Origin of the sequence: Wolbachia endosymbiont of Drosophila tsacasi, assembly GCF_028982115.1 — a bacterium.
GTDB classification, from domain to species: Bacteria; Pseudomonadota; Alphaproteobacteria; order Rickettsiales; family Anaplasmataceae; genus Wolbachia; species Wolbachia pipientis_B.
Genome location: NZ_JAPQLJ010000023.1, coordinates 1 through 14,423 on the forward strand (window position 1 = coordinate 1; position 14,423 = coordinate 14,423).

At 34.4% G+C, this 14,423-nt stretch carries 13 protein-coding genes and 1 pseudogene; 7 read left to right on the plus strand and 7 right to left on the minus strand.

The window, feature by feature from the left end:
• From OZD70_RS01230 to OZD70_RS01260, 7 genes are all read right to left on the minus strand, one after another.
• Positions 1-848: IS110 family RNA-guided transposase (locus tag OZD70_RS01230; protein ID WP_275020111.1), on the minus strand; the 848-nt coding region annotated here is incomplete at its 3' end.
• Between the two features lie 14 nt (positions 849-862).
• Positions 863-1,093: a hypothetical protein gene (locus tag OZD70_RS01235; protein WP_275020106.1), complete on the minus strand. Its 231-nt coding sequence runs from the start codon at positions 1,091-1,093 to the stop codon at positions 863-865.
• 428 nt (positions 1,094-1,521) lie between these two features.
• The gene (gene ppa, locus OZD70_RS01240; RefSeq protein WP_182183735.1) at positions 1,522-2,028 is read right to left on the minus strand and encodes an inorganic diphosphatase; all 507 of its coding nucleotides are present in this window, start codon (positions 2,026-2,028) and stop codon (positions 1,522-1,524) included.
• Between the two features lie 70 nt (positions 2,029-2,098).
• Positions 2,099-3,340, minus strand: a complete 1,242-nt coding sequence (locus OZD70_RS01245; protein WP_275020331.1) for a WD1261 family protein — start codon at positions 3,338-3,340, stop codon at positions 2,099-2,101.
• Positions 3,341-3,446: 106 nt separating this feature from the next.
• Complete coding sequence (gene mnmA / locus OZD70_RS01250) at positions 3,447-4,559, minus strand: tRNA 2-thiouridine(34) synthase MnmA (RefSeq protein ID WP_275020333.1); 1,113 nt, start codon at positions 4,557-4,559, stop codon at positions 3,447-3,449.
• A 310-nt stretch (positions 4,560-4,869) separates the two neighbouring features.
• Positions 4,870-5,946, minus strand: a complete 1,077-nt coding sequence (locus OZD70_RS01255; RefSeq protein ID WP_275020335.1) for a rod shape-determining protein — start codon at positions 5,944-5,946, stop codon at positions 4,870-4,872.
• Between the two features lie 23 nt (positions 5,947-5,969).
• On the minus strand, positions 5,970-7,382 hold the full coding sequence (locus tag OZD70_RS01260) for a gluzincin family metallopeptidase (RefSeq protein ID WP_275020337.1): 1,413 nt from the start codon (positions 7,380-7,382) through the stop codon (positions 5,970-5,972).
• 277 nt (positions 7,383-7,659) lie between these two features.
• Here OZD70_RS01260 and OZD70_RS01265 point away from each other — a divergent pair, with 277 nt between their 5' ends.
• The 7 genes and pseudogenes from OZD70_RS01265 to OZD70_RS01295 form a co-directional block, all read left to right on the plus strand.
• Positions 7,660-8,139 (plus strand): OmpA family protein, encoded by a 480-nt coding sequence (locus OZD70_RS01265; protein ID WP_182183727.1) that lies wholly within the window; start codon positions 7,660-7,662, stop codon positions 8,137-8,139.
• A 143-nt stretch (positions 8,140-8,282) separates the two neighbouring features.
• A complete protein-coding gene (tilS, locus tag OZD70_RS01270) occupies positions 8,283-9,584 on the plus strand; it encodes a tRNA lysidine(34) synthetase TilS (RefSeq protein ID WP_182183725.1) in 1,302 nt (433 codons plus the stop codon).
• Entirely contained in the window at positions 9,585-10,829 is a 1,245-nt protein-coding gene (locus OZD70_RS01275; protein WP_275020339.1) for an ATP-dependent metallopeptidase FtsH/Yme1/Tma family protein, read from the plus strand.
• A 26-nt stretch (positions 10,830-10,855) separates the two neighbouring features.
• Positions 10,856-11,023 (plus strand): annotated as a pseudogene (locus OZD70_RS01280) (tRNA lysidine(34) synthetase TilS); the annotation flags it as partial.
• A 12-nt stretch (positions 11,024-11,035) separates the two neighbouring features.
• A complete protein-coding gene (ftsH, locus tag OZD70_RS01285; protein ID WP_275020340.1) occupies positions 11,036-12,868 on the plus strand; it encodes an ATP-dependent zinc metalloprotease FtsH in 1,833 nt (610 codons plus the stop codon).
• A 159-nt stretch (positions 12,869-13,027) separates the two neighbouring features.
• Positions 13,028-13,561, plus strand: a complete 534-nt coding sequence (locus tag OZD70_RS01290) for a hypothetical protein (protein ID WP_275020341.1) — start codon at positions 13,028-13,030, stop codon at positions 13,559-13,561.
• Between the two features lie 14 nt (positions 13,562-13,575).
• Positions 13,576-14,423, plus strand: an 848-nt coding sequence (locus tag OZD70_RS01295; RefSeq protein WP_275020111.1) for an IS110 family RNA-guided transposase, incomplete at its 3' end; no start/stop codon positions are given.

The following is a 14,423-nucleotide window of genomic DNA, read 5'->3' on the forward strand; positions in this document are numbered from 1 at the left end:
TGCAGTTCCTCGTGCAAAGCAAAGTCAGGCTTACTTTTTCTGTGCTTATTCTTTTCCTTACTCAACTGTTTACTTTCGTTAGATTTTGTTTCAAACGTTTTGTAATAGACCTCAATATTTCTATCACATTCTGCTATTTTTTCTTGATAAATATTATATAGTTCAAATTCTTGCTTTAGCGTGAATACATGTTCCTCTCTATAATCGCCAGCTAACGCTTTTGCTATAGTAGACTGATCATTTTTTATTCGTGCATCCCTGAATTGAGCCAATTTCCCAGAATCTCTTTCGCCTTTAATTATAGCCTTGATAATTTTCATACCAGTTACTTCTGTTATATCTCTTATAACTCTATGCAGTTGTATATTCATTTGAATTAATGCCTTCTGCATACGCAGAACATGTGTAGATGCACTTTCAGTGAGGTTCTTACGTTGTCGCACGTAACTACGCAATACACACATCTGGCTATCTGGCCTAAATGACCCTTGGAGTAATCCATAACTATGTAGTTGTTGTAACCACTGACAGTCCTGAACATCTGACTTTCTCCCAGGTACATTTTTTACATGTCGCGCATTTACCAACTTAACTTCAAAACCGTAAGATTCCAGTATTTGAAACAAAGGAATCCAATATACACCAGTTGATTCCATCGCTACGGTTGTAACTTTACACTTTTTTAACCACCTTGCTAAATTATGAAGGTCTTCAGTGAAGCAGCCAAATTTTTGAACACGTTGCTCATCTCTTCTCTCGGGTATACATACATAATGTACAGCCGAACCAACATCTATCCCTGCTGCATCAGGATTCATTACCTCTAATTTACTTTTTGTCATTGTAATTGACCTCCTATAACTTATAATGAAGAAGTATTTAAGCTTGGGACGGTTAGATTATACAATCTTCTAATCGAGGTAGTTGTAATAGACTCCATCAGTGGTTTAACCGTTCCTCCAAAACCATGCTCCCAAACGGGCACTCTAGCACCATTGAGCGTTCCGGTTATAACTGCAAAAATACTTCTTAATAAATTATATTTAAAAATTGTTATAGCACTGGATAAAATAGTTTCTTTCAGGTTTAACAAGATTTTTCCTTGTTCGATGCTACCAATGGCGTCAACTTAAGAACCTCCATCAGCAAACTCTCCTAAAGACATGATGGCGTTATCTGCTTTATTGCGGCTATACAATCTTCTCCTAAATTTTTCTTAATTAACTATAGAAAATACTGTCGTAAAAGCTTGTTCGTGTGAAACCCAATACAGTGGAGTTTCTGAAAAGTTTTCGAGTATATTGTATTTTTAATTTGTAAGATAACCTTTCTGCATGCATCCTCTAAAAAGGACACATTTTAAACTTTTTTGTTGAAAAAAAATAGAAACAAAAGTGCTGTTTCTTGTAATCCTTAACATCCCTTAAGTTGACGCCATTGCCTGAACGGATACCAATATTTACCCATTAAAACAACCACGTTTTTCCGAATAACTGTAATTCCAGGCTAAATCAATGTAAACTAATTTCTACTTTTTTCAATGATTTTCTTTGCTTCTTCTACACCAACCCATTCTCCAACTGCTACCGTTTTTCCCTTCTCTAGATCTTTATAATGAGAAAAGAAATGAGCAATTTTATCTAATAGGTTCTTAGATAAGTCAGAATAGTCCTTTATATTGTCATAATAGCTATCAACACTGGAAACAGGCACAGCTAATATCTTTTCATCTTCTCCTTTTTCATCTTTAGTGAGTAATGCGCCTATTGGACGCACCGATATTAAAACACTAGATGCTAAGGGAAATTGAGTTAGCACCAAAACATCCACAGGATCACCATCACCTGCGCAGGTATTTGGTATAAACCCATAATTGCAAGGATAAGTCATTGAGGTAGACAAAAATCTGTCAACTTGTAACAACCCAAGCTCTTTATTAAATTCATACTTTACAGGCTCAGCATTTGCACTTATTTCAATTACCACATTCACCGCATTTGGTACCGCTGTTATTTTACTTAAATCCATAAATTACCTTCTTAAGTTAAGAATAAGCATTATACAATATGTACTTTTAAGTTGCTACATTTATGTAGTTCTAAGCTTGTTTTGCATGGAGCGATTCTAAATTTTCATTCGTCATTCCATTGACTGTTGAAAGCGGTGGTTTCTGTGATAATTGAAATAAAGCATACACTATTACAATAGTAAGCACCGCAGCAATTGCTAGATTGGTAATGTTGTCTTGTGGCAAAATATTTTTCATTGAGTTGAACAATTTTTGCTCCATAAAGAAATAATCAGCAGCATATAATCTAACAGATAATACAAACATACCCAAAATAAGTTTACAGACTGTGTTTTTGTGTTCCGTGTATTTTGTTTCTTGTCTAGTTAAGCAATATGCATTTCTATTTACTATCCTTTCAAATTCAAACCTATCTTGATTTTTGAGTAACTCTTTTGGAATATTATATGACATATTTTCATAGTGTGTACGGTACGATGGATCAATATAAAAATTTTCAACACATTTACAATGATAATAAGGAGGTAATGTTGACCTATTACTATCCAAATAAAAAAGATTAGGAAAAGTTGACCTAGTACTGCCTATACGAAAGTCATTCAATCCATACACAGCCAATCCGTTTTTACCTGGTTCGATTACACTCAGCATTCCAGCTAATACATAAAAGTACATACAGGAATATGGATCTATACTTACTGTTTGATCATTCTCAGTACTAAATAAATGCTGGAACATCTTTGGACTAGAAAATAATAATGTAATGTTTTTATTTACATTTATTTCATGTATAGAATAGTAATAATCAATTACTTTATTATATAAGTCAGGATCTTTTATATTACTTGTCTCAAGTACATCCTTAACATCTTTAATTATTTGATCCTCAAAATCTTTTTCTGTTTTCAATACCTTTTCTCCTCTAGGATTGATCAAGGTATTAAATGTATCTAACTTTTTATCATCTGCCATTTTACCCAAGTCTTTTTTTAACTCAGATTTTTTAATAACTTTATAAATTTCATCTATAACTTCTTTAACGCTGAGTTCCCTGTCTTTGCTAAGAAGTACATAAGCTTTGTTATAAATTAAAAGCAAACCTTGTAGACTAAATTTGAGATTGAGATAGTGATCTAGATGTTCTTCCTTGCTTTTTTTTGCAAATATAGATATTCCAAGGTGATTTCTACGATCTATACTACAATCATCACGTTCACCATCATGTTGAAAGCTGCCCATACATATGAACAATGCTTCAAGCAAATTACCCTTACCAACAATTTTTATTAATTCTTCAATTTCTTTTACCATTGCAAAACCTACAATATTCTACTTTATAGTACAAGCGATATAGGGTAAAATAGCAATAAATATTATTGTACGTTTACACTCTGTATCAAAGAATTAAGCCCTTTAGTTAAGAGCATATCCATCCACCGCCAATTACTTGCTCATCTTTATACGCTACACAGGCTTGACCTGGACTGATGCCAAAGTAATCGTCGTTTAAAATGACACAGGCTTTATTTTTTTCGTCAGTTGAATGTATTGTTGCTAAACTTCCCGCATGTGATGATCTCAGCTTCACAGTTACTTCCATACCTTCCTTTGGTTGTTCTAACCAATTTAACTCCTTGATCAATATTTTTTTTTGCATTAATGCGTTGATCGGCCCGACTATAACCTCATTATTCTCTGTATTAATTTTTATCACGTAAAGAGGTTCACTGTACCCAACACCTAAGCCTTTTCTTTGCCCTACTGTAAAATTTACTATGCCACTGTGCTCACCTAGCACTTTTCCATTCACATCCACAATTTTACCTTTCTGTACAGATTGTGGAGCTAATTTAGCTATTGTTTTACTATAGCTTTCGGAAACAAAGCATATATCTTGACTATCCGGCTTTTCAGAGATTTGTAAGCTGAAATACTTTGCTAATTTTCTTATATCACTTTTATGGAACCCACCTAGTGGAAATCGTAAAAGCTTCAACTGCTCCTTTGTTGTAGCAAATAGAAAATAGCTTTGATCTTTACTTTTATCAATGCTTCTGCACAACTTTACCTCACCATTTTTTTCTAATCTTCTCACGTAATGTCCTGTTACGAGCACATCCGCACCAAGATTTTTTGTAACTTGCAATAGATCACGAAATTTTACCGTTTGGTTACATCTTGCGCATGGTATGGGAGTTTCCCCACGCATATAGGTGCTTGCAAAATCCTCTATTACTTCCTTTCTGAATATTTCCTCATAGTTTAAAATATAGTGAGGAAAGCCAACACTTTCAGCCACGCGCTTAGCGTCATAAATATCCTGTCCAGCGCAGCATGCACCCTTTCTTGCGTTAGCATTACCGTCAGTGCCATAGAGTTGAAGAGTCACACCTATCACCTGGTACCCAAAGTTATATAGCAGTGCTGCAGCAACGGAGCTATCAACTCCCCCGGACATCGCAACAATAGCCTTGGTCTGGTGCGGAGCTTTATCTTTTAGCAGAGGTTCAATTTTAAATTCTTTTAGCATAATTGTCTTAATTTATAAACGCAAATCTTGTGTCATTCCAACATACAACTGTGCAAACGTTTTGATTTGGGGGCAATTTACATAGTAGATGATGTCATGAAAGTAGCTGAAACTGGAATCTAGTTTCTATTACACAAATTCATTATATTTATTTGTAATCAAGTTTCCTGGATCCAAGTAGCCACGCTACTTGGATGACACCCTTTCCTGCTAGAAGTTGCCTTCAAATCACTTGGTGCGTGACACTGGGATCTCATTTATATTACATAACTCCATCAAAACAATTCGATAAACTACCTTCAAAAACAATTTAATCTTGCTTGAATAAAACATGGCCAAAATAATCCATGTTTTCAAGCACTTTTCCACTACCCAAGGCAACACAACAAAGTGGGTCATCTGCAACACGAACTGGTAGTTTTGTTGTTTCACTGATAACTTTGCCCAAGTTACGCAATAATCCACCACCACCGGATAAAATTATTCCTCTATCGACTATATCAGAGGAAAGTTCAGGTGGAGTGCTCTCCAGTGCAGTCCTAATAGCAGAAATTATCTGATGTACAGGCTCTATTAAACTTTCTGCAACTTGATATTCTGATAAAAGCATTTCTTTTGGCATGCCACTCACTAAATCCCTGCCTTTAATTATCGTTCCCTCTTTGTTATTTTCACCTGGCAGACTAGCTGAACCTACGTTTTTCTTAATTTTTTCAGCAGTTGTTTCACCGATTAATAACTTATGACTTTCACGAATATACGATTTTATTGCTTCATCCATAATATCGCCACCTACTCTGGCAGAACGTGAATAAACAATTCCGCCTAAAGAAATAATTGCAACTTCAGTTGTACCGCCTCCTATATCAACGATCATAGAACCCTCAGGTTCAGTAACCGGGAGCCCAGCTCCGATTGCTGCAGCCATTGGTTCTTCAATCAAAAATACTTCATTTGCACCAGCACTTTCTGCTGCATCTTGTATAGCACGCCTTTCAACTGGCGTGGATCCAGATGGAACGCATATGATAATATTAGGTTTATTAACAGTGAATTTTGTGTTTGCACTGCGTATGAAATATTTTAGCATTTCTTCCGCACTTTTAAAATCAGCAATAACTCCATCCTTTAAGGGCCTTATCGCCTCTATTTCTCCAGGCGTTTTTCCAAGCATCATTTTAGCTTTTTTACCAAAAGCATAAGGAACGTAACTTCCTTTTTCTTTTATTCTTGCTACAACTGAAGGCTCATCAAGCACTATTCCCTGATTTTTCTGATAAACTAAAGTGTTTGCAGTACCAAGGTCTATAGCAATATCGCTAGCAAACAAACCTTTGAAAGTAAAAAGGCTATAAAACTTTCCGGTTAATTTTCGAACAAAATTCATACATAACTCAAGAAAACCATTTATTAAGACAAATTATACTTTTTAGATAAGTAGTAAGTAACACACTCAACGTCTAAACCCTTACCTGTTACTTTTTTTAGCAGTTCCAGGCCACACTTTGCACTGTATACATTTTGAGATAACCAACTGATAAGTAAACTAAAATCTCCTTTTATTACAGCACTTAATGATTCGTAATGATTCTTTTTAACGAAAGAAAAAATCTGCACAGCAGCAATTAAAGCTATAATTTTTATAGGAAAGTAGCCCATAACACCGCTTGCCCAATATTCATCTTGAAAATAGGTGTCCAGCTCATTTTTAGCTTTTACTGGAATTTTATAGTGCTTCATACCTCCCAGCCACGCATCGTGCAGATCCTTAACTTCCAATGTACCATTTGTTATATCCTGTTCTAACCTAGTTCTCAACATAATATGAGCTAACAGACTAAATTCATCTGCGTTCTTTAAAGAAGAGGAAAGGTTTATTTCATTGAAAACCAAGTGCAAATTTTCAACACTGCTATTAGTTCTGCCTTTTATAGCAAATTTCTCTTTTATGTGTGGTTGAATGAACTCAATAAATTCTCTGGATGTTCCAATCATCCTTTCCATGAATAACCCTTGAGTTTCATACATAACATGTCTCGTAATTGGGCTACTTATAGAATTTTGCGCTAAACATTTTTGATAAATTGCATAACCACTATGCCGTAAAAGTGAAAATAAACCATAACAAAAATCAGATTCGTTATAATCTATAGAGTAGTAATAAGAAGTACGAATCTCATTTAGTGCAATACCCATTTGCTGTAAACATAACAAGCCAAGTTCAATCTGCTTCTGAGTAGCAACTCTTTGTATATTAATAACCTTATCCTTTTTCTGCTTTTCAATTATTTTATCCACATTTTCGCTAAAAATTTTGCCTACCTTGGGGAATACTTCCCTTATATTCTTTTCTGTGATATCAGAGTCATAGTCAGCAAGCAGTGAGTCGTATTTTGAGCATTTTAATTGCTGCGATTTTACAGAAGCTACTTCGCGAATGAGTTTGATTAAATCAGTAAAACGTTCTTTTAGTTTTTCTAAGTTACTGGTTTCAGAATGAGATAGTTTCCATAAATTTTGGCATTCAACCTTAGCTTTGGATAAAGACTTTACTAAATCAATAGGAACAGCACTGTTGCTTTTATGTATTCTCTCTATTAACTTTAGCTGCTGAATATTTGCACTTTTTTTGTTACCAAGAGCATCTGCTAATGATTCCTTTATTGCGTCATGAGAGATAATTTCATGTCTGATTTCTTCTAGAAGACTCATTTGTTCAATTTTGTCCTCTATATTCAATTGGCTTTGGTTTAGTACTTTTAGCGTATTTTCGATATTTTTCACCCTATATAATACTTCCTCTAAAAACTTATAAGATTTCATAATTTGTTCATTGTTTTAGAAAACATCTGTTTAATATCGTAATAGATTAATAATAAAGTTAAAAGTATATTTGCTTAAAATACAATAAAAAATTGTACTTTTTATTCCTTTATTGGATTTTTCTACTCAGAGTCCAGCATATTATAAGAAAATTAATTGTAAGGTTGTAGAAAAAGTATTTAGTATTTTATTTCTCTTGACTATATTACAATATGGGGAGATATTAGGTGCTGAAATTAAAGTTACGCACTATTTTAAAATTTATGGAGGTTTAGTAATGTGGAGTAGACTGGTTATAATGTGCTGTTTTTGTTTACTACTTACTGGTGTAAGTTCTTGCCCAAAAAAAGGAGCAAATACAACAAATAAAATGAATTCTGTTGTTAAGCAGATAGGTGATAAAAGAGTTTTCTTTGGTTATGATGAATCTAGTATTACTGAAGTAAGTGCAGATGCATTACTTGACGTAATGGAGGTGTTACAAGATAACCCTGACGCAAAGGTTACTTTAACTGGTCATACTGACAACCGTGGTTCTCATGAATATAATCTTGCGCTAGGCGCTAGAAGGGCAGATGCAGCTAAAAAATTTATGGTTAGTTGTACACCTTACATAGAAAACAGAATAAAAACTGCTTCTAAGGGTGAAACTGAGCCTTTGGTTAATGTAAAAGATGATTCTAGAAATTCTAAATATGAAAAAGAGCATGCTAAAAATCGTAGAGTAGAATTTTCATTTTCTGGAATAAAGAAATAGTTTCTTGCACTAAAACCTGGATCCCAGTGTCAAGCACTGGGATGACAAAAGAGAGCAATTTTCGCTGCTTGTTAGTGAGATCTATATATACCATAAATAAGTCACTGTATGACGTAGAGACTATCTGGCCATCAAGAAACATAATGAAATTAGAGTTATTATTTCAAAATATAGCTAATAGCTTTGCTTTCCATAACCAAATCGCAGTTGCAGTATCAGGTGGTGTAGATAGTATAGTCTTACTGCACTTAATGACTAACTGGGCAAAAAAAAACAAGCTTTCACTTCCTATAGCATTAACAGTAAATCATGGGTTACGTTCAGAGTCTCAAAAAGAAGCTGATTTTGTTATAAGTTATGCAAAAGAACTTGGAGCAAAGGAGTCGTTCATATTAAATTGGGAGAAGCAAAATATTAAAGGTAATATTCAGTTACAGGCACGAAAAGCACGATATAAGTTACTAGCAGAGTGGTGTAAAAACAATAATGTTAAATGTTTGCTCGTTGCTCATCACAAAGATGATCAAGCAGAAACGTTCTTATTAAGATTGGAGCGAGGTAGTGGCGTAGATGGATTATCATCAATGGATTACGAATCTTTCTTAAATGGTATTTATATATTTAGGCCATTGTTAAATTTTAGTCGTAGTGAAATAGAAAAATACGCTAAGCTTCACCAGTTAAAATGGATCGAAGATAGAAGCAACTATAACTTAAAATACAGGCGAACTTTATACCGTAACTTACTTAAAGCAAGTGACAATCAAGAGATTTTAACAGAGCGAATATGCCTCACAGCCCTTCATATGAAAAGAGCTGCAAAAGCGTTGATGCACTACACACGCCTTGCATTTAATGACTGTGTTAATGTTCATGATCTTGGTTATATTGAAATTAAACTAAGTGAATTTTATCAATTGCCAGAGGAAATAGCCTTGAGGATTCTTCTTTACTCTATAATGGCAATTGCTAGTAAACATTATAAACCAAGGTACAACAGCCTTATCGTAATATTTAATAAAATATTGCAAAAGGATAATAATGTTAACTGCACACTTTCTGGGTGCAAAATAAGAAAATATGGAGAAAATATCTTAATAATTAGAGAATCGTCAAGGATACAAGAAATTACCGTAAACCTACCTTTAAATGAACCTACTCAATGGGATAACAGATTTAGCTGCACAATACTCGGAAATCAAGAGTGTTCAGTTATCATCGCTCCATTAAAAAAAATACAAAAAGTTCCTGAATTTCTGAAGGATTACAACTGCTGCCCTGAAGTTTTCTACTCTTTGCCTACAGTACAAAAAGATGGAAAGGTGCTTGCTTATCCTAGTACATGTCAAAGTAATCAGAAAATCGATAATAATAGAGTTAAGTGTATTATTACTAACATATTGTACGAAAATCTGATAAGCTCAATTCTTTCAGGTGAAAATTAAATGACTCGGTGGAAATTCCTTAAAATTGCTCTCTTATGTCTGGCAATTGTTGCTACCATTTTTGCAATTTATATGCTGTTTTTTCAAGGTGAAGGTCTAACTACTATATCTTTTTCAGAATTTTCAGACAGATTAGAAAGTAACGACATAAAAAGTGTTGTTATAGATGGAAATAGTATTGTAGGTAAGTTTAAGGATGAATCAAGTTTTAAGTTAGTCAGTATTATATCTAATGATCTCATAAAAATTTTACGTGATAAAAGGGTTCACATTCTATTTTCAACAGAAGCCATAAATGCAGATGTCATTTTAAATAGCATTTCCATTATAATATTTCTAGGTGTGCTAGTATTTGGCTGGGTGATATACGAAAAAAATTTTACCATTAGCTTAGACGATAAATTAATTACAGAAGAAGAGAAATTAAAATTTAGTGATGTTGCAATCTCCGATGAGGTGAAGGAATCATTAGAAATGATTTGCAATTTCATAAAAAATAGAAAAAATTTTGAACAATCCAATTGTGATATACCAACAGGCTACATTTTATACGGTCCCCCCGGAAATGGTAAAACCCTCCTTTTTCGTGCAATTGCAGGCGAGGTTAATATTCTGTGCTATAGTGTTTCAGCGTCTGAGTTTTCTAAACCATTAATGGGTGCTGGTCCAGCTTACATTCGTGATCTTTTCGAAAAATTAAGAAAAAATTCTTCTTGCATACTCTTTATAGATGAAATAGATGCCGTTAGTAGACGAAATAATTCAGAAACTTCTGCTATTAATAATGAAGAGAGGAGGATGATCACTCAGTTATTGAGTGAACTAGATGGGATAAAATCTAGAAAAGATGTAATAGTAATTGGTGCAACAAATCATTTGTCTCATATAGATAAAGCACTTTTGAGACCTGGGCGCCTAGGTGAGTACATTCATATTCCTCTACCTGAAGAAAAGGAGCGTGAGAAAATATTGAATATCAATTTAAAGAATATACAAATAGCACCAGACGTAAATCTGGAAGAAATTGCACACCGAATTTCTAATTGTTCAGGAGCTGATTTATCTGATTTGGCAAAAAAAGTAAAATATAATGCTATGAACAGAAGCCATAAAGGCACTATTCCTACTATTACTATGGATGATTTTAATCGTGAATTGGAAAAAATGAAAAGAATAAATGAGGCAAGAGTAGAACAGACAGTTAACCAGCATGGTATACGGAATAGTTCCCAGCAATTTATATAAAGTCATCTTATTAACAAATTACTTTGTGCAACAAAGTTTTCCTACACTATTCTTTGCCTACAGTACAAAAAGATGGAAAGGTGCTTGCTTATCCTGATGTAAATTATAACAGAAAAAATACCAATGACGATAAGGCTCAATGCATTATTAATAGCACAATAAAACAAAATTTGGTAAGCTTGATTAGTACTTAGTTAGAAATAGAAATGAAAAAATTTTTAGAAGGCTTATTGATCTGGTTAGTAATTATTGTTCTTATTTCAGTTGCTTATATTCAGTTCAGCGGAAATGTAGGTAGAAGTAAAACAACCATACCTTTTTCGGAATTTTTAACTAGACTAGAAGACAATGATGTAGAAAATATTGTCATAAAAAACCAGAGCATTGAGGGCAAGTTTAGGGATGGTTCAAGTTTCAACTCAAGCGGTGTTATATATAGCGACCTAATAAAAAATTTACATGATAGAAAAGTGAGATTCTCCTTTTCAACTGGAGAGTCTGCCATGAACGTAATTGGTGGATTACTTATCTCATGGGTCCCAACATTTATTTTTATTGGCTTTTTGCTATTCTTTCTTAAACAAACACAAGCGGGGGGCAACAGAACTATAAGCTTTGGCAAGTCAAGGGCTAGACTCATGACTAGTGGGAAAAAAGTAACATTTGATGATGTTGCCGGAATTGATGAAGCAAAAGAAGAGCTAGTAGAAATCGTTGATTTCCTTAAACAAAGGCAAAAATTTCAAATATTAGGTGGAAAAATACCAAAAGGGTGCCTTTTAATTGGCTCTCCTGGAACTGGTAAAACTTTACTTGCTCGTGCAATTGCAGGAGAAGCTAATGTGCCGTTCTTTAGCATTTCTGGATCTGATTTTGTTGAGATGTTTGTTGGTGTTGGTGCGAGCCGTGTTCGTGATATGTTTGATCAAGGCAAGAAAAATGCTCCTTGTATAATTTTTATAGATGAGATAGATGCGGTGGGTAGACATCGTGGCATTGGTCTTGGTGGTGGTAATGACGAAAGAGAACAAACATTAAATCAGTTATTAGTTGAGATGGATGGCTTTGAGTCTAATGAGGGCGTAATAATAATTGCTGCGACTAACCGTCCGGATGTCTTAGATCCAGCACTGCTTAGACCTGGTCGTTTTGACCGGCAGATTACTATTTCTTTACCCGATATAAATGGGCGCGAGAAAATATTAAATACGCATATAAAGAAAATATCAATGGCCCCTGATGTCAATGTGAAAACAGTTGCAAGAGGAACACCTGGTTTTTCAGGGGCTGATTTAGCAAATTTAGTGAACGAATCTGCGCTTATTGCTGCAAGAAGAAACAAGAAGATTGTTACCATGGATGATTTCGAATATGCACGTGATAAAGTGATGATGGGTGTGGAAAGGCGATCTCTCATTATGACAGAAGAGGAAAAGAGACTGACTGCATACCATGAAGCTGGTCATGCGGTGATTGCTGTTAATATGCCTGCTTCTGATCCTATACACAAGGCAACAATTATTCCACGAGGTAGGGCACTCGGTTTAGTTATGAGACTACCAGAAACAGATAGAGTGTCCCTCACAAGAGAAAAGATGCTAGCAGATATAACTGTTGCAATGGGTGGACGTGTGGCAGAAGAGCTAATTTTTGGCTACGATAAAGTCACAAGCGGCGCATCTTCAGATATAAAACTAGCATCAGATTTATCACGTTCTATGGTAACAAAATGGGGAATGAGCGACAAAATAGGTCCAATATATCACAATCGCGAACAAACTATGCATGGTTCTGAGATAATTTCTGAAGATACGTTAAAACTTATAGATGAAGAAGTGAAGAAAGTTGTGTCTTCTTGCCATGAAAAAGCGAAAGACATTTTGACCAAGCATAAGAAAGGCTTAGATCTCATTGCCGAGAATCTACTGGAGTTTGAAACTTTAACAGGAGATGAAATAAAGGACATATTAAGCGGAAAAAAAATTGTTAGAGAGGAAAATGAGAAGAATGAAAAAATAAAAAAATCCTCTCTCTATTAGATTTGACCCTAGCTTAAAATGCTAATCAGCTAACGCTGCAATAAAACATTCAAAATTGTAACTGTCAATATAAATTGTATTCAAATATTCATAATATTGCATTTTCATCACAATAATGCTATCATTTAGTTAATATTATTGTTTAATGAAGTGTGAATAATGATTGATATAGCTTCTATTGGTGTAAGTACAGTTATTGATCAGAATTATAGAAGAAAAGTACAATTATGTTTATTAGGATTACTTGTAACTGTGTCAATAGCAACTTTTACCTGGTTTGCTTTCCCTGCGTCACAAAATGTATTAGCTCTGTTTTTACTTCCGGCTATGTTCTTGCTCTTCACTTTATCGATGGGTTATTACATGTTCATATTTAGTTGTGAAGAAAAATCTTTGGTAAAGAATGTTCTTGGTATGGTTGAACCTGCTGAGTCAGTTAAGAGCATCGAACAAGGAAAAATCTTGTTAAACCTGAAAGAAACTATTTTATCCAGTGCTATAACAATTTTTAAATATAATTTATTAAGAAGTATTTTTGCAGTTATAACCGGAACGCTCAATGGTGCTAGAGTGCCCGTTTGGGAGCATGGTTTTGGAGGAACGGTTAAACCACTGATGGAGTCTATTACAACTACCTCGATTAGAAGATTGTATAATCTAACCGTCCCAAGCTTAAATACTTCTTCATTATAAGTTATAGGAGGTCAATTACAATGACAAAAAGTAAATTAGAGGTAATGAATCCTGATGCAGCAGGGATAGATGTTGGTTCGGCTGTACATTATGTATGTATACCCGAGAGAAGAGATGAGCAACGTGTTCAAAAATTTGGCTGCTTCACTGAAGACCTTCATAATTTAGCAAGGTGGTTAAAAAAGTGTAAAGTTACAACCGTAGCGATGGAATCAACTGGTGTATATTGGATTCCTTTGTTTCAAATACTGGAATCTTACGGTTTTGAAGTTAAGTTGGTAAATGCGCGACATGTAAAAAATGTACCTGGGAGAAAGTCAGATGTTCAGGACTGTCAGTGGTTACAACAACTACATAGTTATGGATTACTCCAAGGGTCATTTAGGCCAGATAGCCAGATGTGTGTATTGCGTAGTTACGTGCGACAACGTAAGAACCTCACTGAAAGTGCATCTACACATGTTCTGCGTATGCAGAAGGCATTAATTCAAATGAATATACAACTGCATAGAGTTATAAGAGATATAACAGAAGTAACTGGTATGAAAATTATCAAGGCTATAATTAAAGGCGAAAGAGATTCTGGGAAATTGGCTCAATTCAGGGATGCACGAATAAAAAATGATCAGTCTACTATAGCAAAAGCGTTAGCTGGCGATTATAGAGAGGAACATGTATTCACGCTAAAGCAAGAATTTGAACTATATAATATTTATCAAGAAAAAATAGCAGAATGTGATAGAAATATTGAGGTCTATTACAAAACGTTTGAAACAAAATCTAACGAAAGTAAACAGTTGAGTAAGGAAAAGAATAAGCACAGAAAAAGTAAGCCTGACTTTGCTTTGCACGAGGAACTGCA